Here is a 26,150-nt window from a genome sequence, read left to right as displayed (position 1 = left end):
CACCCGCCGTCATGATGTACGCGTGAATGAATCCGTCCGGTTCGCCGGTCTCAGCGATGTCGGCCGGCTGCGCGCCACCAACCAGGACTGCTGGGGCGCCGACTCCGACCAGGCGTTGTTCATGCTCGCGGACGGGGTGGCCTGCAGCACCGACGGGGCGTTAGCGGCCCGCCTAGTGGTCGAATTGCTGCCGACCTACGTGGCCCGCCATTTCAAGTCCGACGAGCCCGACGCGAAGCCCGACGAACCGGAAGCGTCGCTGGGCCGCGCGCTGGTCGAATACTGCGACGACTTTCGCCGCTTCGCCGCCGCCGATCCCCGTGCCGCCGGATCCAACACAACCGTGGTGGCCGTGCTCGTAACACTTTCACGCGCCACGGTCGCCCACCTCGGCGACAGCCGCGCCTACCTGTTTCGCGACCGACAGGTGCGGCAGTTGACGCGCGATCACAGCGTGATCCAGGACCTCATCGATGCGGGCGAGGTCTCCGTCGAAGACGCCGAGCACCACCCCGCCCGCGCCATCGTGACCCGGCACGTGGCGATGGTTCCGCACCCGCTGCCCGATGTCAGCTCGGTGGATCTGTTGCCCGGCGACCGAATCCTGCTGTCCAGCGACGGGCTGCACGGCGTCCTCGACGATGAAACCTTGGCACGACTATTGGATTCACATTCCGATCCCGCCGACGCGTGCGCGGCGATGATCGCAGCGGCGAACGAGGCCGGCGGCCCGGACAACATCACCGCCGTCGTGGTGGACGTCCCCGCCGACGACCAATAGTGCCGCGCTGCAACAAGCCTCGAGCACACCAAACGAATGGGGTTGAGCCATGGATGACTCGGTGCGATTCACCGAATCAGCAGACGTGGTGGTCGTCGGTTTCGGTGCCGCGGGCACCTGCTCGGCGATTGCGGCACGGGAGGCCGGCGCCGACGTCCTCGCGCTGGATCGCGCCAATGGCGGTGGTTCGACCGCGATTTCGGGTGGCATCATCTACGCCGGCGGCGGCACCTGGGTGCAGCAACAGGCCGGCGTCAACGACAATTACGCGCAGATGCTCGACTACCTGCGCCTCGAAGTGGGCGATGCCGTCAGCTCGCAGACGCTGGAGTCGTTCGTGGCCGGCAGCCCCGAGATGATTCGCTGGCTCAGCGACCGTGGCGTACCGTTCGACTCCACGCTGTGCCCGTACAAGACGTCGTATCCGAATAACCACTACTACCTGTATCATTCCGGCAGCGAGAACGCCGGTGCATTTCGCAGCCAGACCCCACCCGTCCAGCGCGGACACCGGGTGAAGGGCAACGGAACGTCCGGCAAGAAGATGCATGCGCCGTTGGCGAAAACCGCACTGGCCCTCGGGGTTCGGTTCCACCCACACACCAAGGTGACCGGGCTGCTACGCAATTCATCCGGCCGGGTAGTAGGGGTGGCGGCCACAACCATGCGCGACGCCCCACCGCACGTCCAGCGCCTGTATTCAAGGTTGGCGGCGGTGTCAACAAAGCCCGGCATCTACTATCCGCCATTGCGAAACCTGATGGAGCGCCGGCTTCGCAGATTGGAGCGCCGCTACGCGCGCCTGGTCCGCATCGAAGCGCGGAGCGGTGTGATCCTTTGTGCCGGCGGCTATATAGGCAACTCCGAATGGATCCAGCGGTTCGCACCGCAGTACACCGGCGGCCTGCAGCTGGGCACCAGCGGTGACGACGGCAGCGGCATCGCATTGGCCCAGAGCGCCGGCGCGGTCACCGAACGTATGGACAACGTATCGGCGTGGCGATTCATCACGCCGCCAAGCGCTTTCATTAGCGCGATCATCGTCGACGAGCACGGCGAGCGCGTCATCGACGAAAGCCGCTATGGTGCAGCTGTCGGACATGCCATGGTGCGTCACCACGAGGGCAAGGGCTGGATCCTGGTGGACGCCGCGCTACTGAAAGAGGCTCGGCGTCAAATGATCACGCAGCCACTATGGTTTCAGCGTGCGCAGTCCGCGGCGCTGATGCTGCTCGACTCAACGAAGGGCGCGTCCTTGCGGGAGGTTGCCGAGCGCGCGGGTGTCGACGCCGACGGTCTGGTGGCCACGGTCGCAGCGCATAACACGGCCATCGATACCGGCGCCGCAGACCCGGTCGGGAAACCGGCGGACTTCCTCCGGCGCATCAGCGAACCGCCCTACACGCTGCTGAACATTTCGATCCGGCCGAACCTGCTCAATCCCACTCCGATGCTGACCCTCGGCGGTATCCGTGTCGATGAAGGAACCGGAGCGGTCCTCGACGAATCAGGCGCGGCCATTCCCGGCCTATTCAGTGCCGGACGCACCGCGACCGGGATCTGCTCGAACTCCTACGTCAGCGGACTGTCGCTGGCCGACTGCGTATTCGCCGGCCGCCGCGCCGGCAAGCATGCGGCGGCTCAGCGGCTGGCGGAGCGCTGAATCACCAAACCCACGGCGACCGTTACCAGGTCGGGTTGTTGAACCTGGATGAAGTGGTCGCTGCCGGTAGCCACGATATGTGGTGTCTGCGGGCGGAGCTCGACCAAGCGGGCGGCGGCGGCGCGCCACGCCTCTTCGAGCTTCGCGCTCTTGTCCGGTGAGACGTCAGATGGGACCCGGAACGGCTCGGTCCGGGTAAGTACGGCTGTCGCGACGGCCGGGAACGGAGCCGCCGCGGCAACCTGTGCGACGCAGGCGTCGATGTCAACCGTCTCGAATGACTTCGAATCCGTGAGTTCTGCCGGCGGTTGGTCCAGATCCCGCCGATAGGCCGGCCAGTCGGGTCCCATCAAGCTCGGTATCTCTACGCCGAACGCGTCGACGAAAACCACCGCCCGCACCTGTTCGGGGTGCGTCTGCGCGTAAAGCCGGACGAACAGGCCACCTAGCGAGTGTCCGACCAGAATGAAGGGGCCGGGCACGTGCGCAGCGTCGAGCAGCGCATGCAAATCGCCGACTACATCATTCGCGGTGCGTGGCATCGGGACCGCCGAACTGCGGTCGGTGATGGCGGGCGGACTGGTGTTGCGCAGCGTGCCGGGCCGATCGTAGGCGCAGACCCGATGTTCGCGGGCCAGCGCGGTCAGCACGGCCGGCCCGGTCGCGGGTGGGCTGGCATCGGCCTGACTCCACGGGTCTGAGGAGTTGTGATAGCCAGATTCCAGGATCACGGTCGGCGTGCCCTGCCCACGACACTCGAGGTAGAGGTGCCGACCATTGCCGATCTCAACCGGGCCGGCGAAGTCACCCTGAGCCAGGGACGACGTTGTCTCACGACTGCTTCTGGTGCTCCCTGCACACCCTGCGAGCAGGGCGGTGACCACTAAGATCACCACCGCGAGTCGCCGAATGCCCGGCCGTTTCTGCGATACGCGCATCGGGACATTGTGGCGTGTCGGTGCGTCGTCGGGCCGCTCGGATCAGTCGAACCATCACGAGGGTCGTTCCGGCTCACGCCCGCCCACCTCGCAGCCTGTGGCGTCCGAGCGGTTACGGAGACATAGATATGCCTCACATCACCGTATCTCGATAACGTGAGTTGCATCACCGCTCGGCGTCATCGCCGCAGCGGCGTCGGAGGTTAGCAGCACGGGCAACCTATGAGTACAACGTCGGACCCGGCCCCCGATCGGCGCCGTACGTTAGGGTCGCTGGTGTGGCTGGCGATGAACTGAGCCCCTCACCATTTGACCGACACTGACGCCGGGAGAACACGCATGAGCGCCGAGCAGCCGACCATCATCTACACGCTGACCGACGAGGCGCCACTGCTGGCGACCTACGCCTTTCTGCCGATCGTGCGCGCCTTCGCCGAGCCGGCCGGCATCAACGTCAAGACCAGCGACATCTCGGTCGCCGCCCGCATCCTGGCCCAGTTCCCTGACTATCTAGACGAAGACCAGCGCGTCCCGGACAACCTCGGCGAACTGGGCAAGCTGACCCAGGATCCCGACACCAACATCATCAAGCTGCCAAACATCAGCGCCTCGGTTCCGCAACTACTCGCGGCCATCAAAGAGCTGCAGGACAAGGGCTACAAGATCCCCGACTTTCCCGGCAACCCCAAGACCGATGAGGAAAAAGAAATCCGCCAGCGCTACGCCAACTGCCTGGGCAGTGCGGTGAATCCCGTGCTGCGGGAAGGTAATTCGGACCGACGCGCGCCCAAGGCAGTCAAGGAGTACGCGCGCAAGCACCCGCACAGCATGGGCGAGTGGTCGATGGCATCGCGCACGCATGTCGCCACCATGAAGCACGGCGACTTCTACCACGGCGAAAAGTCGATGACCCTGGACAAGGCCCGTAACGTCCGAATGGAACTGGTCACCAAGGGCGGTGAGACGGTCGTGCTCAAGCCGAAGGTGTCACTGCAGGACGGCGACATCATCGACAGCATGTTCATGAGCAAGAAGGCGCTGTGCGACTTCTACGAAGAGCAGATCGAAGATGCACACAAGACCGGCGTGATGTTCTCCCTGCACGTCAAGGCGACCATGATGAAGGTCAGCCACCCAATCGTCTTCGGGCATGCGGTAAAGGTCTTTTATAGGGACGCTTTTGAAAAACACCAGGCACTGTTCGACGAGCTGGGCGTCAACGTGAACAACGGCCTGGTGGACCTCTACAACAAGATCGAGTCGCTGCCCGCGTCGCAACACGACGAGATCATTAGGGACCTGCACGCCTGCCATGAGCATCGTCCGGAGCTGGCCATGGTCGATTCGGCGAAGGGCATCTCGAACTTCCACTCACCCAGCGATGTGATCGTCGACGCGTCGATGCCTGCCATGATCCGCCTCGGCGGCAAGATGTACGGCGCGGACGGACGGACCAAGGACACCAAGGCGGTGAACCCCGAATCCACGTTCTCCCGGATCTACCAGGAGATGATCAACTTCTGCAAAACCCACGGCCAATTCGACCCGACCACCATGGGCACCGTGCCCAACGTGGGCCTGATGGCGCAGCAGGCCGAGGAATACGGCAGCCACGACAAGACCTTCGAGATCCCGGAGGCCGGAGTTGCGAACATCGTCGACATCGACAGCGGCGAGGTCCTGCTGAGCCAGGACGTCGAGCCCGGTGACATCTGGCGGATGCCCATCGTCACCGACGCGGCGATCCAAGACTGGGTGAAGCTGGCCGTCACGCGGGCACGCAACTCCGGCATGACCGCTGTCTTCTGGCTGGACACCGAACGGCCACACGAGGCTGAGTTGCGCAAGAAGGTGAAGAAGTACCTCAAGGACCACGACACCGAGGGCCTCGAGATCCAGATCATGCCCCAGGTGTGGGCAATGCGATACACAATGGAGCGGGTGGTCCGGGGGCAGGACACCATCGCCGTGACGGGCAACATCCTGCGTGACTACCTCACAGACCTGTTCCCCATTTTGGAGCTGGGCACCAGCGCGAAGATGCTGTCCATCGTTCCGCTGATGGCCGGCGGCGGCATGTACGAGACGGGTGCCGGCGGTTCGGCCCCCAAACACGTCCACCAGCTGGTCGAGGAGAACCACCTGCGTTGGGATTCGCTTGGCGAGTTCCTAGCGCTGGGAGCCTGTTTCGAGGACGTGGGCATCAAGACCAAGAACGAGCGGGCCAAGATCCTCGGCACGACGCTGGACGCGGCTATTGGCAAGCTGCTGGACGAGAACAAGAGCCCGTCGCGCAAGACCGGCGAGCTGGACAACCGGGGCAGCCAGTTCTACCTTGCCATGTACTGGGCACAGGAACTGGCCGCGCAGGACGACGACAAAGAGCTCAAGAAACATTTCGGTCCCCTCGCCGAAGCGTTGGCAAAGAACGAGAAGAAGATCGTCGCCGAACTCAACGGAGCCCAAGGTGACGAGGTTGACATCGGCGGCTACTACTACCCCGACGCCGACAAGACCGCCGCGGTGATGCGCCCGAGCGAGACATTCAATGAAGCACTTGCCGCCTCTCTGGATTAGCACACTTGGTTGTGCGCGAACGTAACTGCACCGCAGAATCCGGTCCGCTGTTGTAGCCGAGTCAGGCTCTGGGAATGGTCAAGACCGTGTCTTCTCGGTGCACGAGCGACGCGGCGGCGACCTTGAACTGGCTCAGTTTGTCGACTATGGTCTGCCCCTCCGGGGTGTGCCCCCAGATGCTAATACCTTGGTATGTTGTTGGCTCCCAGGTTGTTTCGTCGACCACGATTGGGTTCCAGCCGACCTCCCATTCGAAGCCGGACGGGGTTAGCGCGTAAAAGGACAGTTCCCTGTCGTTAGTGTGTTGGCCAATGCCTAGCGCCATGTCGAAGCCGAGTTGCCGAACGCGCTGGTAGGCGGCGGTCATGTCGTCGAGGTCGGCCACCTGTATGTTGCAGTGCTGCACCCGGGTGCGAATCGGGTTGAGCGGCAACCGATTGACCGCCGCGATGGCCACCGAGTGGTGTCGTTCGTTGACCCGCAGAAACCGGATCTTGAACTTCAGGCCGCTGATGGTCTCGTCGATGAAGTCGGTGAGCCTGGCGTCGAAGACCGTCTCGTAGTAGCCGTGCACTTGGTGCGGCTTCTTGCTGGTAAGGGCGACGTGTCCCAATCCGGATGCGCCCGTGACGAATCTGCCACGGATCGAGGCCGGGATGTCGCCGCCCTGCGGCCGGGTGAAGATCTCCTGGGCTAGTCTATTGGGACCGGCGAACCGGGCCATTCGCTCGACACCTCGAATCGCCGTTTCCTCGGATGTCCCGTCGGTGACGGGCACGCCGTGATTTCTGACGCGGGCCAGGATCTCGTCAAAAGTGTTATGGTCGTCCACTTCCCAACCCAGTGCTGCGACATCTTCGGCGGGGCCACGCTTCAGCAGGAACCGGCAGGTGTGGTCATCGAGCCGAAACCGATGCACGTCGGGCAGCGTCTGGTCGAAATGCATGCCGATGGCGTCGCTGCCGAACCTTCGCCAGTCGGCGAACTTCTCTGTCTCGACAACGACGTAGCCCAGGTGTACCCGGCCGAACACGCTAGCCACGAGCCAACCTCGAATCCGGTTGCAGGAAACCGCAAACCAGCTCGTTAAACAACTCCGCGCGTTCCCACTGCATCCAGTGGCCGGTGTGCGAGGTCATCACCAGCTCGGCGTTAGGGAGGGCGTTGAGCAGCATCGGCCCACCGGATGGCTTGTTGACCTTGTCGTCACGCCCCCACAACACCAGCGTCGGTGTCTTCAGTTTCTTCAACCGCGAATCGCGAGTCAGATCCATACGCCACAGCGTGCGCAGTGCCAGTGGCCCCGACGGGCGTCGCAGCGGCGGGTTGGCCACCACCTCGGGGTCGATGGATGCTTTATACCGCAGGTCGATCAGCTCGTCGGGTACCTGAGCACCGTCGTAGACGAGGTAGGTGCGAATGAAGTTGGCCAGCTTCTCGCGACTCGGCCCTTCTCCGCCGTAGTAAGACATCAGGCTGTTGAGTCCGGCGGTCGGCAAGCCTCGGGTAGTCCCGATGCCACCCGGACCCATCAAGACCAGCTTTTCGACTCGATTTGAGGTGTCCAGCGCGAGCCGCAGCGCCGCCGCTCCACCGTATGAGTTGCCGATCAAATGCGCTGTATCGACGCCGATTTCGTCGAGCAACCCACGAATCATGTCCGCGAGGTAACCAAACGGGTCGCTCTGGTCTAGCGTCTTGGTCGAGCTGCCATAGCCAGGCATATCGGGCACGATCACCCGGAACTGCTGCGCCAGCGTGTCGATGTTGCGGGAGTAGTTCGACACTCCGGATGCTCCCGGACCACCGCCGTGTAGCAGCACAACGACTGGGCCGGTTCCGGATTCGACGAAGAAGATCGGCTTGCCGGCAACGGTGACCGTCGCTTCGGCGCGTTGGGTAGTGGTCATGCGAGAACTCCGTTCAGGGTCGGCGCCAGCGCGCCGGCGACAGTTACCGGGGTTGGGTTGCAGTCCAGGCCGGCCGGTGGAGCCGCCAGCGGTGTCACAGAATCTGTCGCCGCATAGATGAATCCGTCTGGCCGGACGATGGCCGCGGTCGCCTTCTTGTCTCTGAGCCACGCAGTGAGCGTGGTATCCCGGACCGGGATTGACGTGGCACCACGCTGGGTCCACGCGTGCGCTTCGGGCGGCAGGTCGCCGATGTGCAGCAGCGTCCACCGGCCCTGCATGACGTCGTCGAGGCGTTTCCTGGCGCCGGTGTCGTCGATCACCCAGGGTTGGATGATCTGCCGGCCTTCGGCCTTGTGCCCGCTCCCGGCGAAAAATCCGTCGGGGTAGTACGCTTCGGGGATCCAGTAGAGCTTTTGCCCCTGCCGGCGGATTGCCGCCGACTTGGTCAGCACACGCAACACATGGTTGCGGATCGTCGCCAACACCTTGTTACGTTCGGTGATGACGCGGCCCATCAACACTGCCCGCCGGGTCACTTCCGTAACGTGTGGTTTGCGCTCGGCCTCGTAGGAATCCAACAACGACTCAGGGGCGTGCCCAGCAAGGACCGCGGTGAGTTTCCAGCACAGATTGGCCACATCGCGAACGCCCGCGGCCATCCCCTGGCCGATCCAGGGCGGCATGGCATGTGCGGCGTCGCCGGCCAGAAACACCCGGCCCACCCGCCACCGATCGGCCACCCGAACGTGGTGGCGGTAGATCACCGTGCGCAGAATCTCGACATGCTCGTCGGTGATGCCCTGGTCGTTGAGTACTTCCCAGACGGCCGCGTCGCTCACCAGATGGTTGTCGTCTTCGCCCGCGCGGGCGGGGTATTCCCAGCGGTGGTGTCCGAGCGGGGTCGGGCAGTCCACCGTCGGCCGAACGGGGTTGCAGTGGAAGCGCAAGCGGTCGTGGGCATCCCACTTCTTGAGCAATTTGGTGTCGATCACGACCCAGCGCTCGCTGTAAGTCTTACCGGAGTAGCCGACGCCCAACTGCCCGCGGGTGGGCGAGGAGCCACCGTCGGCAGCAATCACATACGAGGCACGTATCCGCCTGAAGGTATCGGCGCGCAGGTCGGCCAACATCAACTCGACGTGATCGCCCTTGTTCAAGACACGCAGGCATTCGTGCTCGAGCAGCACCTCGACGCCCGCGAAGCGAGCCACGCCCGCACGCAGCACGGCATCTACAGCGGGTTGATAAATGAACTGTTGAGGCGGGTGTCCGCAGCCGCGTCCGGTGATCGTGGTCTGGTAGAACGGCGCCCCCGTGGAGTCCACGAATGCGAGTGGTCGGTCGGCAAGCATGTCCTGTTGCAGGCGGTCGGCAAGCCCCACCGACTGCCATATCCGCATCACTTCCTCGTCGGTAGAGATGGCGCGTGCCCGCTGGTAGATGTCGGGATCACGCTCAATCACAATAACTTTCAAGCCATACCGACCCAGCAGGTTGGCGGCGGTCGCCCCGACGGGCCCGTAGCCGACTACCGCCACGTCACAGTCGATTGCCGGAGTATTCGGCGATCCGTTATCGCTCACTGCTGAACCTCGTCCCTCGGGTGTCTACGTCGAAACTTGTTCTGGAGTGATCACTACGTTAGTGTAGCGATCGTTACGCAGTCAATAGTCATTCTCAAAGAGGCCACGATGGACGCAGTCACCGAGATCGCCGCGGCGTTGTGAACCGTCACCATCAGCGGCCTTGGCTCGCTACCTCTGACCTCCAAGCGATCAGGAAATCTCTATGACACAGAATGATTGGCCGGTGGCGATCCTCGGATCGGGCAATATCGGCACCGACCTGATGATCAAGATTCTGCAGGGCGACGGGCCCCTACGGATGGCGGCCGTGGCCGGCATCGACCCCGATTCCGACGGCCTGGCCCGCGCCCGACGGCTCGGCGTGCCGGCAACCCCCGACGGGGTCGACGGACTGCTTGCAATGCCGCACTTCGGCGACATCCGCCTGGTGTTCGACGCGACCTCCGCCGCCTCCCACCGAACCAACTGGACCAAGCTGGAACCGGCCGGCGTACGAATGCTCGATCTCACCCCGGCGGCCATCGGTCCCTACTGCGTCCCAGTGGTCAACCTTGATGAGCACCTCGACGCGACCAACCTCAACATGGTGACATGTGGCGGCCAGTCGACGATACCGATCGTCGCTGCCGTCGCGCAGCACGGCATCGTGTCCTACGCAGAGATCGTGTCGTCGATCTCCTCGAAATCCGCCGGACCAGGCACCCGGGCCAGCATCGATGAGTTCATCGAAACGACCTCGGCTGCCCTGCAATCCGTGGGCGGGGCACAGCGCGCCAAAACAGTCATGATCCTCAACCCCGCCGACCCGCCGGTGCTGATGCGCAACACGGTCTACTGTCTGGTCAACGGGGACGTCGATCACGGGGCGGTTGAATCGTCAATCATCGACATGGTGGCACGGGTCAATCGCTACGTGCCCGGATACCGGCTCACGCGGGGCGTGCAATTCGAGACCTTTACCGCCGAGAACCCGCTGTACATCCCGCAGACCGGCAAGTTCGTCGGTACTCGGATGACCGCGCTGCTCCAGGTCACCGGCGCCGGGCAGTACCTGCCCGGCTACGCCGGCAATCTGGACATCATGACCTCGGCGGCCAAGGCAACCGCCGAACGCATTGCCGGTTACGACACTCAAACATCAAGGGCTTCATAATGATTCAGCTATACGTCAGCGATGTGACATTGCGCGACGGCATGCACGCCGTACGCCACCAGTACACGGTTGCGCAGGCAGTAACAATTGCGGCGGCACTCGATGCCGCCGGCGTCGCCTCCATCGAAGTCGCCCACGGCGACGGCCTCGGAGGATCCAGCTGCGTTTACGGCTTCGGCGCGCACACCGACCTGGAATGGATCGAGGCTGTCGCGGCAAGTGCGCGGCGCGCCAAGGTCGCAACCCTGCTATTACCCGGGATCGGGCGAGTGCGCAACCTCCAAGACGCCAATCGTGCCGGCGCCACCGTGGTCCGGATCGCCACGCATTGCACCGAGGCCGACATCTCCGCCCCGCACATCGCCGGTGCCCGCGAGCTCGGCATGGACACCGCGGGTTTTCTGATGATGAGCCACAAGACCACACCGTCCGCGCTAGCCGGGCAAGCCAAGTTGATGGAGAGCTACGGGGCGACCTGCGTCTACGTCGTCGACTCGGGCGGTGCGATGACCATGCGCGACGTCGCCGAACGCGTAGATGCGCTGCGCCAAACCCTGGATTCGGCAACCGAGGTCGGGATACACGCTCACCACAATCTGTCTCTCGGAGTGGCGAATTCGATCGTCGCTGTCGAACAGGGCGCCACCCGGGTCGATGCCTCGCTGACGGGGATGGGTGCTGGCGCCGGCAACGCCCCACTTGAGGTATTCGTCGCCGCCGCCGGCAAGATGGGCTGGGCACATGGCTGCGATCTGCACGCTCTGCAGGACGCCGCAGACGATCTGGTGCGTCCTCTGCAGGACCGTCCGGTCCGCGTGGACCGTGAAACGCTGACTCTCGGCTATGCGGGCGTCTACTCCAGCTTTCTCCTGCACGCCGAAAACGCTTCGGCGCGTTATGGAATCGATGCTCGCACGCTTCTCGAGGAAGCCGGGCGCCGCGGCATGATCGGCGGGCAAGAGGACATGCTGGTCGATATCGCGCTGGACCTGTTGGCAAGTAGCGTCATTGAGCCAGAATCGCGCCACCCAGCCAGCGCCTAATGAATTGGCGCAGCTCTTCGCGCGATCGCGCAGAATCATTAGGCGCCACCCAGAAGGAAAGCATCGTGCGCAGGGTGAACTCGACAAGTCCCCGCAGCGCCGCGTCGTCGTAGCCGTAAGCCGCCCAATCGACGTCAAACCGCTCGATCATTCGCATCCCGATGTCCTGGGACGTGGCCGAGGCAACTCCGACCGCAGTGGTCCCGACATAGGGTGCGGACAGCAAGATTCCGATATGCGGAGTTCTGATCGCCGCGTCGAGCGTGTACAGCACGCCTTCGGTCATTGCGTCGGCAGGGTCGTGAATGCCGCGAACGGCTTCGGCGAGGTTGTCGATGAATTCGTCTACCGATGCCATCGCGGCAGCGCGCATCAATGCCTCTGCAGTGGGAAAGTAGCGATACACCGTCTGCCGGATGACGCCGAGGGATGCCGCGACATCTGAAATGCTGATATCCGATCCGGTTTCGGAGAGCAGACGCGTGGCGGTATCCACAATCCGCTGCTGAGCCTCCTCATCCGTGGCCGGTGGGCTACCACCCCAGCCTCGCCTACGCGCCACAGCGTGCGCCTCTTGCCCCTGACACCTACGCAGGATATGCCGGATTGACCCAGCGAGCCGATTGTTGTAATCATACATTCTGCAAATACGATGTATGATGACCTAGAGAGGCGTCTAGTGACCGACTTGCAGGTACGCAAGATGCGCTTCAAATTTGCCGACTATCCGGTGCCGTTCCTTTGGAACAAGGCCAATCCGGCCTTCTCGTCGATGGCCAACGCCGTCTCGTTCCTGGCCGTGCCCTTCGAAAAGATGATCGTCAGCATGATCAGCGAGGCCATGCCGTTGATCGACGAGCCCGCGGTGGCCGCCGAAGCCGACGCCTTTGTCCGCCAGGAGGGTCAACACTCGATGGCCCACCGCGGTCATATCCGCGGTTTGATCAAGGCACATCCCGGGCTCAAGGAGACGTTCGATGAAGTGATGGCCGCGTTCGACGACCTGACCGCGAACAAGTCCCTGGCGTATCGCTTGGCCTACACCGCCGATCTCGAAGCAACGTTCACCCCGGTGTTCAAACTGATGCTCGACAACGACGCCACCCTCTTCGCGCCCGGCGACGACCGGGTGGCCTCGCTGTTCCTGTGGCACTTCGTCGAAGAAGTCGAACATCGCAGCTCCGCGCTGGTCATCTACAACGGCGTCATCGGCGACCCGTGGTTCCGGGTCAGGATGGCCCCGTCGATCTTCCGGCACGTACTCAGCGTCGTGCGAATCGCCGCCAAGGGTTTCAACAAGCACGTCCCGCCAGAAGTCCGCAAAGTGGACGCCTTGAGCTTGTTCGGTACACATCGACGCAAACAAGCACTGCTGCAACGACTCCCGCTCTTTCACGCGACCGACAACGGGCCAGTGGTCAACGCATTTGACCATATCCCGCTGCGGGAGCAGTTGATTGCGATGTCCGGCGTCGTGCGCAGCCAGTTGCCCGGACACAATCCGGCGCACGAAAGACTTCCAGTGCTCGCCGACCAGTGGTTCCGTCGCTTCGACGCCGGCTACGACGTCACCCAGTGGTATACCGCCGGAGAGTCTTTGGAGAGCGCGGCAAATGGTTGACCTGTGCACGTCTACCTTCGCCGACCTTGCACGTCGACTCGGTTTTAGCTGTGCGCAGGCGGGCGGTCTGGTGCGGGTCCGCAATCCGCTGGCGCTGGCGAACTGGACTCTGCCGGTATTGGAACTGACGGTGACCACCGGTGCCGTTATGGCGCTCGTCTATGCCATTGTCCGCTGGCGTCGCCATAACGATCCCACCAATCTGGCGCTGTGGTTCGGTGCGATCGCCTACCTGCTGATCATCGAACCGCCGCTGTATTTTCCAAGCGCATTCGGCATCCAGAGCCAGGTCGACACCATGTTCGCCCACAACGTGTTTACGCTCGATTTCCTGTGGGGTCGCCTCCCGCTCTACATTGTCGCCATCTATCCGATGATGGCCACGGTGGCCTTCGAGACCGTCCGGACCCTGGGCGTCTTCCGCCGGTACGGAACCCTGGTCGGTGCGATAGCGGTCGGATTCGTCCACCATGCCTACTACGAGATCTTCGACCATCTCGGTCCGCAATTGCGTTGGTGGGAATGGGCTCTCGATAACAAGATGAATCAACCGTTTCTTGCCTCGGTGCCGTTCCCCAGTGTGGTGGTGTTCGCCGCCCTCTGGCCTATCTCGCTGGCCCTCTGCACGCAGTACTTCGTCGGCCGCCATGTCGATGCGGGTAAGTCGTTCACCGGTGTTCAAGTCCTCTGGCGCACAATCGTGATCGGAATCCTCGCGTCGGTTGGCACGGTGTTATTGCCGCTGCCCGCCACCGTGGCCGGTGCGCTGGCCGACAGCACCAATGTGTTCGGCATAGGACTGGCGATCGAGCTACTGGTCGTCGCCGCACTTGCAGTGGTCGTGCTGTTCAGCCAGTGGCAGCGAAGTCGATTCGCTCGCGACGACGTTCACCGGGACACCAACCCGCGCATCATAATGTGGTACGCGGTCAGCTATCTGGTGGTCATGGCGCTGCTGTGGGTGACGGCATTGCCCGCATATTTCGGTGCGGTCAACGGATTCACCGACAAGGGCGACCCTGTAGGGAGCCTCCGGTACACCGTCGTGTGCTTTGCGATAGCGGGGCTGTGCGTAGCCGCGGCGCTAAGCGAATGTCGTTCGAAAGAACTCGAAAGGACTACGCTCAGCGCTGACGGCGCTACCCGGTAGCCGAATCGTCAGCCCAAGTTGCGGGCAGCAACGGTTGAGTTGGACCGTGGCCGAATGCGCCTCTAGCCAACTCGGTCATACCGGCCGCCTCGGTGGCGCTGATCTCGTGATGCGTGCCAGTGAAACCGAACTGGGCGGTGTTGCCGCTGCCAGAGGGAGTGACAGCGTTCTGGGTCGGCCCAGGCTCGGACGATCCAGAGGTCTCGTCATCCAGGAATTCGTAGACGTATCCGCGGTCCTGAACGTCCGCGCCCCGATGACGGCGGGCCTTACGTCGTTGTGCGGCGTTCGATACCGCCGGGGCTGAAGCGATGACCGCCAGATCCGATGCAGGCGACTTGGCCGACCGGCGGTCGGTGACGGTCGGACCGACACCCTGCTCTGGATCCAGCCCAGCAACCGCATAGGGCGTCGCCGTTGCGATAGTCGCCGGCGCGGGACCTCCGCTCGCGCCGGTACTTGCCGCACTCGCGGGAGTGCTGGACGCCGCTCCCGGAGCCGGGGCCGCGGCGATTGTGCTCAGCGAGTAGGCCTCGGACCGGGTTGGCGCCGCGATTGGCTCACTCGCGTCCGGCACTACGGATTCTGGTTCGACAGTGGCGAGCGCCGCCAAGCCGGCCAGACCGGCAAGTCCGGCCGGTGCGGCAAGCAGCAGCGGTGCGGACAGGATCATTCCGTACAGCGTCCACCACAGCGGCCAGCCCCAGAAGTTGTAACTGATCAGGAAGAAAAGCGGCCCCCAGGTTGTCAGCGCCACAATGGGATTGGCCGCGAAATCGACGAGGAACGCCCGCAAGAACCCAGCCGGGTTGGTGATGAAGTCCCAAGTTTGCTGACCCGCGGGGAAGCTCAGGACGAGCGACTTCAGCCACGCGAGAATGCCGTCGCCGACCTGTCCCGCTGGGTCCGCGTCGGCCGCCCCCTTGATCACTGTCGGCGCGGGAGTTCCGGGCGCTGCTGACGTGAGCACGGTTTCCGTCACGGCCTGGTAGGTACTCATGGTGGTAGCGGCCTGAATCCACATTCTTGCGTAGTCGGCCTCGTTGAGCGCGATCGGAATGGTATTGATACCGAAGAAGTTGGTGGCCACAAGCACTCCGTGGACCATGTGATTGGCGGCCAACTCAGCTAGTGTCGGCATGGTCGCCAGCGCCACCGTGTAGGCCGTCGCTGCGGCCTCGTGCCGAACGGCGGCATCGGCGCTCTTACGACTCTGCGCGGCCAGCCAGGCTAAGTACGGAAGGTGCGCTGCGACATAGCTTTCCGTGGTGGGCCCCTGCCATGCCGACCCCACCACCGCGCCGAGCACGGAGCTCAATTCGGCCGCAGTACTGGCGTAGCTATTGGACAGTTCGGTCCAGGCACCCGCCGCGGCTAGCATGGCGGCCGGCCCGGGCCCGTTAGACAACAGCGCCGAATGCACCTCGGGCGGCGCCGCCACCCATACCGGCGCTGTCACCGGCGGGCCGCGCGGACGTCGGCAAGCAGTCTGATGGCGACCGCCGACACGTAGAGCCACAGCATGATGCTGATCACCCAGGTTGGCACGTAGTTGAATCGCTCGGAATCGCCAGAGGCGTTGGCGCCCAGGTACGCACATACAGCTAGCACCGAAACGCCGATTAGCGTCGACAGGCCGGACCAACCGGGACGCCCGTTCTTGCCGAAGTAGCGGGCGAAGGCGAAGCAGGCGACGGTCATGGCGAGGAAGCCGATCATCCCGCCGATACCGTGAATCTTGGTCGAAGTACTGACCTGTTCGAAGCCGTGGTAACCGGTCGAATTTCCCGGCGGGAAGCCGAACGCGGGCTCGGGAGCATTGAGTCCGACGACGATGCCGGCGCCGAAGCCGTAGATGCCCACGCCAATGGCGGCGACCATCCCGGACCGTTGCGGCCAGACCACTCGCCCGATGCCGACGCCAAAGGCCACCAGCAGCGCCCCGTAAGCGATGAAGTCGAGCGCTTGTACCCATCCCCAATCGCCCAGCACAAGAAGGCTGTTGGCATGTCGGCGCACATCGAAGCCTGGCCGCAGCGCCGCCAGCAGGCAGGATGTCACAGTGACCAGGACGCCGCCGGCGACGCCGGCCGAGAGCAGTGCGGCGGTCAGGCGCTGCCGGCGGGCAGCTGCGGACGTCTGCATAATCACTAGCTGCCCCTCCAAGAATGGTTAGCCAACCCTAATGGAACATTAACATGAATGATGTTCATGTTCGACGTGTGCAACGATGAGCAAGTGGCCACCCACAACGTCCTTCGGCGACGGCGCCAGCCCGTGCAGGAACGCAGCAAGAAGCGCGTCGCGCGGATGCTGTCGGCCGCGCTGGAGCTGCTCGAAGCCGGCGGTGAAGAGGCGGTGACCACTCGCGCGATCGCTGAACGCGCCGACATCCCAGTCGCCACCGTCTACCAGTTCTTCCCCAACCGCGACGCTGTGCTCCAGGAGATCCTGGCGGACCTGCTCGATCGGCGGGACGCCGAGGGTGGGATGGTGCTGGCCGCACTGTCACCTAACAGCCTGGGTGAGGTGATTCACGCGCTGTTCGAGTTTCACCGCGAGTACCTGGACACCCACCCGCAGATGGCGAAGCTGTTCTATCTCAGTCGATCCAGCGGCCTAATCGCCGACCCACAGCAGCGCCGAGCCCGGTTCGCGGTTGCACTGCATGAGGCTCTGATCGGATGGCGCCTACTGCCCGCCGACGCCGATCCGCTGGTAACGACGATGGCCGTCGAACTTGGCGATCATGTGCTCGAGCTATCGCATCGCGCAGGCCCGGGCCGTGACCACGCGGTGCTAGTCGAGGGCGAACGGGCGTTGACGACGTACCTAGCGACCTACGCGCGACGCGACTAGACCCGTTGCACTAGTCGCCGCACCTCAAAGTTATTGTGTCAGTGTGGTATCCGCGCGGTGGCCTGGATCTCGACCAACGCCCCCGGCGACGCTAGTTCGGTGACCCCGACCGCGGTCCACGCCGCATACGGGGAGGGCATGAAACCGTCTTTGACGGCGGCGAACTCCTGCATATGGGCACGTAGCCCGACGTGGTAGGTGGTCATCTCGATCACGTCGGCGAACGTCAGCCCCGCCTCGGCCAGCAAGGCATGCAGGTTCTCGAAGGCCAGCGTGAACTGTGCCGTCGGATCCGGCGGAACGCTCAGATCAGGATGAAGACCAATCATGCCTGAGCATCGCAAGTATTCACCGTCGATCACCGCGGGGGCGAAATGGTAGGTGTCGTAAATCGGCTGCATCCACGCCGGAATGATCTGCTGCACGAGGTCACCTCACTTGGGCGAAGTAGCTGGGATGGTATGGGTCGCCCGCGGTCAGCGACGGATCGTTGAGGGCGCTGGCGTCGGCGCCGAAGTTCGCCCTCTTGTCCGGGAGCGGGCGGTAGAACAGCTCTTCTCCAAAAAAGCGCAGCACCAACGTGTGCCGAGTCGGACATTGCGGTGTCACCGGCGCACCGCCGTGCAGGGTTCCGGAGTGGAACACCAGCGCATCCCCCGGTTCGATATTCCAGGAAACGACGTCCCACGACGTGGGATCCTGCTTGCGCTGCGCCTCGATGTCCGGCAACCGAGGAAAGTATTCGGCACCCCACACCGGTGAGGTTGGATCGTTCGGATCGAGGTAAGACGTTCCGTCGTACTCGACTCCACGGTGCGAGCCCCGCACGATTTCGAGCGAGTTCTGCTTAGGGATTGGTTCGAAGCTGATCCATATGTTGAGCAGATGCGGGCCGTTAGCCGGCATGTAAGCCGTGTCCTGGTGCCAAGGTGACCGCCCGGCCTTTCCCCCTGATTTGATGAACAATTCCTCGCCAAGGAACCACACCCTCTCCGAATCCCACAGGGCGGAAACAAAATCTGCGATTTCCAGTTCCTTGATGAGCGCAAGATACTGATCGACGTTGGCCGGATTGCCGTACTCGTTGAAGTGCTCGTCGTCGGTTCCCTCGTAGACCTTGCTGGCTTGACCTGGGTTCGCGATTCCGTAGTCGAAGCACTCACGCACTCGCTGCAGCTGTTCGGGCGTGAACAGGTTGCGGACGACAATGGCTCCGTCTTCGGTGAGATCGCGCTTCATCCGCTCGGTTACCAGCATGGCCTCGCTCCTACCTAACTCGATGTCGATTCGGGTTTGACTATAAGTGGAGTCGGGCCAAGCTGTCAACAGCGTCGTCACGACAAGCCCAACACCCATTGCCGCCCAACAGAATTCGCATATAGAGCCCACGCTTGATACGATCTCGATTCGTGTTCGATAACCAGCATCGCGCCGCCGGTCGTCCCGCCGGGGTGCAACGCCGCGGTGTTGAACGGGTGCAGGCCATCCTCGACGCAGCCGAGACGCTGCTCGCCGAGCAGGGCTACGATGCCGCCACGCTCAAGGCGATCGGTGAGCACGCCGGCATTCCGACCGCATCCCTGTACCACTACTTTCCCGACCGGCATCAGGTCGATGCCGCGCTCGTCCAGCGTCATCTGCGCGAACTCGACGCAAAGATCTCCGCATCGGTGAACAGCGCCGAGGTCCGCACCCTTCGCGAGGCGATCGACACTGTCGTCGATCCCTACCTCGCCTACTTCCGCGAACACCCGGACTTCATCCAATTATGGTTCGTGGGCCGAAGTCCGACGCTGAACGAGTTGGCCTTGAAATTCGACGAGCTCCAGGCAGAACAGTTTTGGAGCCATCTCGTCGATAAGAACCTGGTCCGCCCCGACACTCCCCAGCTGGTCGTACAGCTGGCCTTCGAAGCCGGCAACCGACTGTTCGACGTCGCCTTCCGCCGCTCCGCGACCGGGGACGACGCCACCATGGCCGAAGTGCGTCGGTTGCTCACTTCCTATCTGGAGACCTACGCTCCGCAGGCCAAGGCTCCTCGAGCCAAATAGACTCAGTCGCCCGCTGAATGCGTTGTTGTGGCCGACCGATTGACGCACCGTTGACACCACCCGGCGGCCGATTTACGATCAAACTCGATTCTGAATCGACTTAATCGCACCAGGAACGCCTTGGGAGGCTCCGGTGAAGACAACGGCCGCAGTACTTTTCGAGACGGGCAAGCCTTTCGAGATCATCGAACTCGACCTCGATGGTCCCCGCGAGGGTGAAGTACTGATCCGCTACACCGCGGCCGGACTGTGCCACTCCGACTTGCATCTCACCGACGGGGATCTGCCTCCTCGATTCCCAATCGTCGGCGGGCACGAAGGCGCCGGCATCATCGAGGACGTCGGACCCGGCGTCACCAAAGTGAAGCCCGGCGACCATGTGGTGTGCAGCTTCATCCCCAGCTGTGGGCACTGCCGGTACTGCTCGACCGGCAGGCAAAGCCTGTGTGATCTCGGCGCCACCATCCTAGAGGGCTGCCTACCGGATGGCTCCTTCCGATTTCACAGTGGTGGAACGGATTTCGGCGCCATGTGCATGCTGGGCACTTTTGCCAAGAAGGCCACGATCTCCCAACATTCCGTGGTCAAGATCGACGATTGGCTACCCCTGGAGACCGCGGTATTGGTCGGTTGCGGGGTCCCGACCGGGTGGGGCAGCGCGACCTACGCCGGCAACGTCCGTCCCGGCGACACAACCGTCATCTATGGCATCGGCGGCATCGGTATCAACGCCGTGCAGGGCGCGGTACACGCCGGGGCCAAGTACATCATCGTCATCGACCCCGTCGCCATGAAGCGCGACACCGCGCTGAAGTTCGGCGCCACCCACGCCTTCGAAAATACCGCCGCGGCAGCCGCGAAGGTGAACGAGTTGTCATGGGGCCAGGGAGCCGACCAGGCTATCGTCACGGTCGGCACCGTCGACGAAGACGTCATCTCGGCAGCCTTCGACGTCGTCGGCAAAGGCGGCGTCGTGATCGTCACCGGCCTCGCCGACCCAGCGAAGGCGACCATCCACGTCTCTGGAGCGATGCTGACCCTCACCGAAAAGACAATCAAGGGAACACTTTTCGGATCTGCGAACCCGCAGTACGACATCGTCCGGTTATTGCGGCTCTACGACGCTGGCCAACTCAAGCTCGACGAACTGGTCACCACCAAGTACTCGCTCGAAGAGGTCAACCAGGGCTACCAAGATCTGCGCGAGGGCAAGAACATTCGCGGGGTGATCATTCACTAGGGCGCCGTCCGACGAGGTACCAGGTGTGCAACACACCCTTGCCCTTGACCTCGATGTCACCGCGCTCGTCGAATACGAATGTGTCCTTAAGTCGCTCGTAAACATCCTGCGGCACCTGAATTCGGCCCTCGACGTCGGTGGTCTCCATTCGTGCCGCGACGTTGACCGCGTCACCCCACACGTCGTAGAAGAACTTTCGCGCACCCACAACCCCGGCTACGACCGGGCCGGCGGCCAAACCGATGCGCAGCGGAACCGCCCGTCCTTGCATATCCGTCAGATCAGCGACCATGTCGGCCATGTCCAGTGCCAGCTGGGCCAAAGCCTCGAGATGATTGGGTCGCGGGTCGGGCACACCGCTGACGACCATGTACGAGTCCCCGCTAGTCTTGATTTTTTCCAAGCCGTGCCGGTCGACCAGCGCGTCCAATTGGGTGTACAGGCGGTCGAGGAACCCGACCAGCTCGGTGGGTGTGACGTCGCTGGCACGTCCAGTGAACCCGGCGATGTCGGCGAACAGCACGGAGGCATCAGCGTACTTGTCCGCGATCACCGTACGGGCGGGATCCTTCAACCGCTGAGCAACCTTGACCGGCAGGATGTTGGCGAGCAGCGACTCGGACCTTAAGTATTCGGCCTCGATTTCCCTTTCCGCACGGGTGATCTGGCGAACGGCGTACCAGATCGTCGCAATGACCATTACCCAGGAGGAAATCACTACGGCGACAAAACTGAACGTATAGGGCCAATCCGGCTGGGCGCCAGTCTTTTCCGGGATCATCAACTCCAGCGCGATGGTCAACGCCGCCCCCACCCCGGCCATCGTCGATGCGAGCACGAGGTGATCGACACCGAGTACTAGCACGATCATCGATGCGGCAACCAGGAAATAGAACTGCATCCCGGATCCGGTCCCGACGCGCAGGATCAAGATCAGTATCAGTAGATATCCGATGACGACGAACGCCAGTGGCGCCACCAGTTCGCCGAACCGATAGAGCAGCGGGATCGTCAGATATATCGCGGTGCCCGCGGCGGTAACGATACCGATCCACAGTCCACCCTCGCCGATGAAGATGGAAGACACACTGAAGAAGCCGCTGACGACCGCTCCGATACGGGTCGCCATGGTGAGCACTCGTCTGCGGCGCGCAAGGCTTTTCGCAGAACTCATACGCCACGCAGGCACTCGTCCGCGCCAGCCGTGGCCCGGCGCGCCCAGTAATCGCGGCGCCAACGACATGCATGCAGCCTAACGCCGCTGTTCGACAGTTCCGTCCGAAAGCGTTCGAAGTAATCGGCACACCCCGCAGCTAGACCATCGAGTCGGTGTAGGAAGAGATCAGTCACCGTCGCACAACGGCGGCGGCAGACACCTTCTATCGATGGCAGAGGTTCCCATGTCACTGTTCGACATCTCCGAACGCGCGCAACAGTACCAGTCCGACCTGCGCGAATTCATGGATTCGCACGTCTATCCGGCCGAGTCCGTCTACGACGAGCAAATGCGCGAGTCGGGTGACCCACACTTCCATCCGCCGATTCTGGAGGAGCTCAAGGCAGAGGCGCGGAAGCGGGGACTGTGGAACCTATTCCACCCGCACGTCGAGTGGGGGCCGGGGCTGACCAACCTGGAGTACGCGCCGCTCGCGGAGATCATGGGCCGCAGCCACCTGGCATCGGAGGCGTGCAACTGCAGCGCACCGGACACCGGCAACATGGAGGTGTTCACTCTCTTCGGCAGCGACGAGCACAAGGAGAAGTACCTCAAGCCCCTGCTGGAGGGCACCATCCGGTCGGCGTTTGCGATGACCGAACCTGCGGTGGCGAGTTCGGACGCCACCAACGTCGAGATGTCCATGGTTCGCGACGGTGGCGAGTACGTGCTAAACGGACGAAAGTGGTTTGCGTCCAACGGAATGCACCGTAATTGCAGAGTGCTGATCGTGATGGGCAAGACCGACCCCGAGGCCGCCCCGCATCGTCAGCAGTCAATGCTGGTTGTGCCGATCGACGCACCCGGCGTCACGGTACGACGCAACCTGTCGGTCTTTGGCTACCAGGACCGCGAGGGGCACGCCGAGATCGACTTCCACGACGTACGAGTGCCGTTGAAGGACGTGCTGAAGGGCGAGGGTGAGGGTTTCGCGATCAGCCAGGCGCGGTTGGGTCCTGGGCGCATCCATCACTGCATGCGCGCAATCGGTATGGCCGAACGCGCACTGGAGCTGATGTGCCGACGCGCCGAGTCGCGGATCACCTTCGGCAAGCCGATCAGTGCGAACGCCAACATCCGCGACTGGATTGCCGAGTCCCGCATCGACATCGAGATGATCCGACTGCTCACCCTCAAGGCCGCTTACTTAATGGACACGGTCGGCAATAAGGAGGCCCGCACCGAGATCGCGGCGATCAAGGTCGCGGCACCCAATATCGCGCTGAAGATCGTCGACCGCGCCATCCAGGTGCACGGAGGCGGCGGCGTCACCGACGACTTCCCCCTGGCGATGGCATGGGCACACCTGCGCACACTGCGACTGGCCGACGGCCCCGACGAGGTGCATAAGCGGGCCATCGCCAGCCAGGAACTGCGTAAGTACCGCGAGAGCAAGCCACATGCCTGAGCACGTTCCTGGCGTCGATGCCGAGGCGCTGTCCCGGTGGCTAGCCGTGCTGGGGATCGACGCCGCCGGCCCGCTGCGGTTGCAGCGCATCGGACTGGGCCAGTCGAACCTGACCTACCGCGTCACCGACGACGATGGCCAGGCCTGGGTGTTGCGCCGTCCGCCACTGGGTCATCTGCTGGCTTCGGCCCACGACGTGGTGCGCGAGGCGCGCATCATCGCCGCCCTCGCCGATACCGATGTGCCGGTGCCGAGAATTCTTGGTGTAACTGCGGATTCGGAGTTCACCGATGCGCCGTTGGTGTTGATGGAGTTTGTCGACGGGTTAGTCGTTGACACCCAGGAGATCGCCGAAGAGCTCACCGGGGAGCATCGCCGTCGGATTGCCTTGTCGTTGCCACGCACCCTGGCCAAGATTCACGCTGTCGACCTTGCCGAGGTCGGACTCGAAGACCTGGCCAGTCACAAGCCGTATGCCCAGCGGCAGCTCAAGCGCTGGGCAGGACAGTGGGAACTGTCTAAAACTCGGGAGCTTCCCGAGCTGGATGAGCTCACTCGGCGCCTGCAGGCGTGCATCCCCGAGCAACGCGAGACCAGCCTGGTACACGGGGACTTTCATCTGCGTAACCTGATCACCTCGCCACAGACCGGTGAGATCGTGGCCACCCTGGACTGGGAGCTGTCCACATTGGGCGATCCGGTCGCCGACATGGGCAGTCTGCTCACCTACTGGCTGGAATCCGGGGAGACGACGAGCGCTGACTACGAGCCCACCACACTGTCGGGCTTTCCCGATCGCGCCGAAATGACCCGCCTCTACATCGACGAAACCGGACGCGATCCGGCCGCGGTGCAGTACTGGCACGTCCTCGGGTTGTGGAAACTGGCCATCATCGCCGAAGGCGTAATGCGCAGGGCCATCGACGAACCCAAGAACAAGGCCGCTGCCGGGACGCCCACCACTACCCGGATCGATGCCATCGTGCGGATGGCGGTCGACATCGCCGACGAGGCGGGGTTGGAACAGAAAAGGCGTGCATAGGTGAGCGGTTCGCGGAAGACGATCGGCCGGCGAACGCGGTGGCCTATGTCGCGCCACGGTGGCGATCAGCGCGTCGTGTAACCACCGTTCGCCAGGATGGTTTGGCCGTTGATCCAGCGGCCCTCGTCGGCCAGGAACACCACCAGCGGGGCGATGTCCTCGATCAGCGTCAGCCGATTGCCCATCGCCTGCGACTTATGGAACTGGACCCGCTCGGGTGTCTCCTCGCCGTAGAAGAACGGCGTGTCCATCGGCCCCGGCGCGACGTTGTTGACGTTAATCCCGCGTGCCACAAATTCTTTGGCCGCAGCACGGGTGAAATGTTCGACCGGACTCTTGGCGCCGGCATAGGTCGAGTACCCGTCGGTGAAAGCGGATAACAACGAAGTGACGATGGTGATGATCGACCCATTGTCGTTGAGCCGTTTACCGGCTTCCTGCAGGAAGAAGTACGCGGCCTTGGCGTTGATGTCGAACATCGAATCATATTCGGCCTCAGTGGTTTCCACGATCGGCTTGCGCAGTACCTTGCCGACGGTGTTGACCGCGATGTCGATGCCCCCGAAAGCTTGGTTGGCCGCTTCGAACAACGCCGTCACATTCGCGGGTTTGGTTAGATCGCCTTGCACCTTGATCGCCCTGGCGCCAGCAGCCTCGACCGCAGCAACGGTCTTGTCGGCGTCGGGTCCGGTGGCGTCGCTGTTGTAGTGAACCGCGACATTGACGCCGCGCTCTCCAAGTGAAGTGCTGATCAGGCCCCCGAGGTTCTTGGCTCCGGCGGCGACGACTGCGGACTTACCTTCTAGATTCCCCATACGTTGGAGGCTATCCAGACCATCCACAAATTAAAAACACAATTAGGCGAGTAATTCACAAGTATTGTTTGTGCATGGTGTCCGACCTGCGCAAGGTGCGTCAATTCGTGGCCGTCGCCGAAGCCGGCAGCTTCACCGCGGCCGCCGTACGGCTGCACCTAAGCCAGCAGGCGGTCAGCAGTTCGGTGCGGCTACTCGAATCCGAGGTCGGCGCCGCCCTCTTTCACCGCGAGGGACGCAGTATCTCCCTGACCCCCGCGGGACGAACGATGCTGCGCGAGGCGCGTCCGTTGTTGGCGGCCGCGCGCACCCTCACCGAGCACGTTCGGTCGGCGGCCACCACGGAAGCGGCCTGGGTGGTCGGCCACGGCCCGGCGCTCGACAGTGCCGAGGTCTACACCCTGCTCGAGCCGGCGATCAGCGCATTCCCCAACACGTCGTTCACGCTTCGCCAGCTTTACCCCGACCAGCTGATCAGCGCCGTCTCCGACGGCTCCGTTCAGTTCGGGCTGCGCCGCGGAGTAGTCCCGGCCGGCGAGCTCGCCGCGGCGGTGATCGGCTACCACCGGGTCCGTGTCGCCGTCGCGATCGGGCATCGCCTAGCCGGCGCCGACCACGTCGCAATCACTGATCTCGAAGACGAGCCATTGGCGCTCTGGTCACCGCCCGGCGCGTCGTATTTCAGCGACTTCCTGATGGGCGCGTGCCGGCGCGCCGGGTTCGAACCCGAGTACGTGGTGAGCCGAGTCCAGGGCGCAGCGATGGTGGCCGCGCCGCTGACCACCGGGGCGATCGCGCTGGTCACCGCCCAACCGGGCCCGGCGATGGACGGCCGGGTCAAAGTGATCGAACTCGAACCGCCGCTGATGATGCCCGTGCAGGCGATCTGGCAACGGCACACCGTCTCGGCGGTGCGCGATGCGCTGGTCAACGGTTAACTGCGCGGCACCACGGCATTGGCGCGACCTGGTTCGGCAGTGGCGTGGCCTTCACACCATTGGTCAGCGGGCACGGTGCGACGTACCTCCGCCACATGATCGCCGCAGCCATCCCAGGTCGTCTTCCCGCACACCCGGCATCGCACTGCATAACAC

24 protein-coding genes are annotated in these 26,150 nt (G+C 63.4%); 13 read left to right on the top strand and 11 right to left on the bottom strand.

The window, feature by feature from the left end; translation table 11 throughout:
- The first annotated feature begins 22 nt into the window (after positions 1-22).
- Together H0P51_RS01165 and H0P51_RS01160 are read left to right on the top strand one after the other, a co-directional pair.
- Positions 23-781, top strand: a complete 759-nt coding sequence (locus tag H0P51_RS01165) for a PP2C family protein-serine/threonine phosphatase (protein ID WP_180916261.1) — start codon at positions 23-25, stop codon at positions 779-781.
- A gap of 49 nt (positions 782-830) precedes the next feature.
- Positions 831-2,444: an FAD-binding protein gene (locus H0P51_RS01160; RefSeq protein WP_180916260.1), complete on the top strand. Its 1,614-nt coding sequence runs from the start codon at positions 831-833 to the stop codon at positions 2,442-2,444.
- On the opposite strand, the gene H0P51_RS01155 is transcribed toward H0P51_RS01160, so the two are convergent.
- Positions 2,423-3,382, bottom strand: a complete 960-nt coding sequence (locus H0P51_RS01155) for an alpha/beta fold hydrolase (protein ID WP_180916259.1) — start codon at positions 3,380-3,382, stop codon at positions 2,423-2,425. The genes H0P51_RS01160 and H0P51_RS01155 overlap by 22 nt on opposite strands.
- Before the next feature lie 339 nt (positions 3,383-3,721).
- On the opposite strand from H0P51_RS01155, the gene H0P51_RS01150 reads away from it, so the two are divergent.
- A complete protein-coding gene (locus H0P51_RS01150; RefSeq protein ID WP_180916258.1) occupies positions 3,722-5,959 on the top strand; it encodes an NADP-dependent isocitrate dehydrogenase in 2,238 nt (745 codons plus the stop codon).
- Positions 5,960-6,020: 61 nt separating this feature from the next.
- Here H0P51_RS01150 and H0P51_RS01145 read toward each other — a convergent pair whose 3' ends face one another.
- The 3 genes from H0P51_RS01145 to H0P51_RS01135 are packed head-to-tail and all read right to left on the bottom strand — an operon-like array spanning position 6,021 to position 9,455.
- The gene (locus H0P51_RS01145) at positions 6,021-7,001 is read right to left on the bottom strand and encodes a VOC family protein (protein ID WP_246398309.1); all 981 of its coding nucleotides are present in this window, start codon (positions 6,999-7,001) and stop codon (positions 6,021-6,023) included.
- Positions 6,994-7,869 (bottom strand): alpha/beta fold hydrolase, encoded by an 876-nt coding sequence (locus H0P51_RS01140; protein WP_180916257.1) that lies wholly within the window; start codon positions 7,867-7,869, stop codon positions 6,994-6,996. Before H0P51_RS01140 ends, H0P51_RS01145 begins: the two co-directional genes overlap by 8 nt.
- Positions 7,866-9,455 (bottom strand): bifunctional 3-(3-hydroxy-phenyl)propionate/3-hydroxycinnamic acid hydroxylase, encoded by a 1,590-nt coding sequence (locus H0P51_RS01135; RefSeq protein ID WP_246398307.1) that lies wholly within the window; start codon positions 9,453-9,455, stop codon positions 7,866-7,868. Before H0P51_RS01135 ends, H0P51_RS01140 begins: the two co-directional genes overlap by 4 nt.
- 226 nt (positions 9,456-9,681) lie before the next feature.
- Here H0P51_RS01135 and H0P51_RS01130 point away from each other — a divergent pair, with 226 nt between their 5' ends.
- Positions 9,682-10,611 carry an acetaldehyde dehydrogenase (acetylating) gene (locus H0P51_RS01130; RefSeq protein ID WP_281374069.1) on the top strand — a complete coding sequence of 310 codons (930 nt, stop codon included), beginning with the start codon at positions 9,682-9,684 and terminating at the stop codon, positions 10,609-10,611.
- Complete coding sequence (gene dmpG / locus H0P51_RS01125; RefSeq protein WP_425488944.1) at positions 10,611-11,654, top strand: 4-hydroxy-2-oxovalerate aldolase; 1,044 nt, start codon at positions 10,611-10,613, stop codon at positions 11,652-11,654. The genes H0P51_RS01130 and dmpG overlap by 1 nt, the downstream gene beginning before the upstream one ends.
- Here the strand turns inward: dmpG and H0P51_RS01120 are convergent.
- Positions 11,617-12,216 (bottom strand): TetR/AcrR family transcriptional regulator, encoded by a 600-nt coding sequence (locus H0P51_RS01120; protein ID WP_180916255.1) that lies wholly within the window; start codon positions 12,214-12,216, stop codon positions 11,617-11,619. The genes dmpG and H0P51_RS01120 overlap by 38 nt on opposite strands.
- A gap of 117 nt (positions 12,217-12,333) precedes the next feature.
- Between H0P51_RS01120 and H0P51_RS01115 the strand changes: the two genes are divergently transcribed.
- A complete protein-coding gene (locus H0P51_RS01115; RefSeq protein WP_180916254.1) occupies positions 12,334-13,275 on the top strand; it encodes a metal-dependent hydrolase in 942 nt (313 codons plus the stop codon).
- On the top strand, positions 13,268-14,425 hold the full coding sequence (locus H0P51_RS01110; protein ID WP_180916253.1) for a hypothetical protein: 1,158 nt from the start codon (positions 13,268-13,270) through the stop codon (positions 14,423-14,425). Before H0P51_RS01115 ends, H0P51_RS01110 begins: the two co-directional genes overlap by 8 nt.
- Here H0P51_RS01110 and H0P51_RS01105 read toward each other — a convergent pair.
- A complete protein-coding gene (locus H0P51_RS01105) occupies positions 14,415-15,884 on the bottom strand; it encodes a PPE family protein (protein WP_180916252.1) in 1,470 nt (489 codons plus the stop codon). The genes H0P51_RS01110 and H0P51_RS01105 overlap by 11 nt on opposite strands.
- On the bottom strand, positions 15,881-16,570 hold the full coding sequence (locus tag H0P51_RS01100; protein WP_246398961.1) for a DUF998 domain-containing protein: 690 nt from the start codon (positions 16,568-16,570) through the stop codon (positions 15,881-15,883). Before H0P51_RS01100 ends, H0P51_RS01105 begins: the two co-directional genes overlap by 4 nt.
- 57 nt (positions 16,571-16,627) lie before the next feature.
- On the opposite strand from H0P51_RS01100, the gene H0P51_RS01095 reads away from it, so the two are divergent.
- Positions 16,628-17,284 carry a TetR/AcrR family transcriptional regulator gene (locus H0P51_RS01095; RefSeq protein WP_246398306.1) on the top strand — a complete coding sequence of 219 codons (657 nt, stop codon included), beginning with the start codon at positions 16,628-16,630 and terminating at the stop codon, positions 17,282-17,284.
- Positions 17,285-17,322: 38 nt separating this feature from the next.
- Here H0P51_RS01095 and H0P51_RS01090 read toward each other — a convergent pair whose 3' ends face one another.
- Positions 17,323-17,709 carry a RidA family protein gene (locus H0P51_RS01090; RefSeq protein ID WP_246398305.1) on the bottom strand — a complete coding sequence of 129 codons (387 nt, stop codon included), beginning with the start codon at positions 17,707-17,709 and terminating at the stop codon, positions 17,323-17,325.
- Between the two features lie 4 nt (positions 17,710-17,713).
- Positions 17,714-18,541: a phytanoyl-CoA dioxygenase family protein gene (locus H0P51_RS01085; RefSeq protein ID WP_180916250.1), complete on the bottom strand. Its 828-nt coding sequence runs from the start codon at positions 18,539-18,541 to the stop codon at positions 17,714-17,716.
- A 152-nt stretch (positions 18,542-18,693) separates the two neighbouring features.
- Between H0P51_RS01085 and H0P51_RS01080 the strand changes: the two genes are divergently transcribed.
- Complete coding sequence (locus tag H0P51_RS01080) at positions 18,694-19,335, top strand: TetR/AcrR family transcriptional regulator (RefSeq protein WP_180916249.1); 642 nt, start codon at positions 18,694-18,696, stop codon at positions 19,333-19,335.
- Positions 19,336-19,468: 133 nt separating this feature from the next.
- Positions 19,469-20,575, top strand: coding sequence for an NDMA-dependent alcohol dehydrogenase (locus H0P51_RS01075; protein WP_180916248.1), 1,107 nt, complete (start codon positions 19,469-19,471; stop codon positions 20,573-20,575).
- On the opposite strand, the gene H0P51_RS01070 is transcribed toward H0P51_RS01075, so the two are convergent.
- Positions 20,565-21,818: an adenylate/guanylate cyclase domain-containing protein gene (locus H0P51_RS01070; RefSeq protein WP_180916247.1), complete on the bottom strand. Its 1,254-nt coding sequence runs from the start codon at positions 21,816-21,818 to the stop codon at positions 20,565-20,567. The two genes, H0P51_RS01075 and H0P51_RS01070, sit on opposite strands and share 11 nt — an antisense overlap.
- A 157-nt stretch (positions 21,819-21,975) precedes the next feature.
- Here H0P51_RS01070 and H0P51_RS01065 point away from each other — a divergent pair, with 157 nt between their 5' ends.
- Both H0P51_RS01065 and H0P51_RS01060 read left to right on the top strand, forming a co-directional pair.
- Positions 21,976-23,199: an acyl-CoA dehydrogenase family protein gene (locus H0P51_RS01065; protein WP_180918654.1), complete on the top strand. Its 1,224-nt coding sequence runs from the start codon at positions 21,976-21,978 to the stop codon at positions 23,197-23,199.
- Positions 23,192-24,241 (top strand): phosphotransferase family protein, encoded by a 1,050-nt coding sequence (locus H0P51_RS01060; protein WP_180916246.1) that lies wholly within the window; start codon positions 23,192-23,194, stop codon positions 24,239-24,241. The genes H0P51_RS01065 and H0P51_RS01060 overlap by 8 nt, the downstream gene beginning before the upstream one ends.
- A gap of 65 nt (positions 24,242-24,306) precedes the next feature.
- On the opposite strand, the gene H0P51_RS01055 is transcribed toward H0P51_RS01060, so the two are convergent.
- Positions 24,307-25,056: an SDR family oxidoreductase gene (locus tag H0P51_RS01055; RefSeq protein ID WP_180916245.1), complete on the bottom strand. Its 750-nt coding sequence runs from the start codon at positions 25,054-25,056 to the stop codon at positions 24,307-24,309.
- A 74-nt stretch (positions 25,057-25,130) separates the two neighbouring features.
- On the opposite strand from H0P51_RS01055, the gene H0P51_RS01050 reads away from it, so the two are divergent.
- Positions 25,131-25,994, top strand: a complete 864-nt coding sequence (locus H0P51_RS01050) for a LysR family transcriptional regulator (protein ID WP_180916244.1) — start codon at positions 25,131-25,133, stop codon at positions 25,992-25,994.
- Positions 25,995-26,150: the final 156 nt, after the last annotated feature.

It is taken from the genome of Mycobacterium vicinigordonae (assembly GCF_013466425.1).
Taxonomy (GTDB): Bacteria; Actinomycetota; Actinomycetes; order Mycobacteriales; family Mycobacteriaceae; genus Mycobacterium; species Mycobacterium vicinigordonae.
The sequence above is the reverse complement of the archived record's forward strand: the minus strand, read 5'-3'. Positions and strand labels throughout refer to the sequence as shown.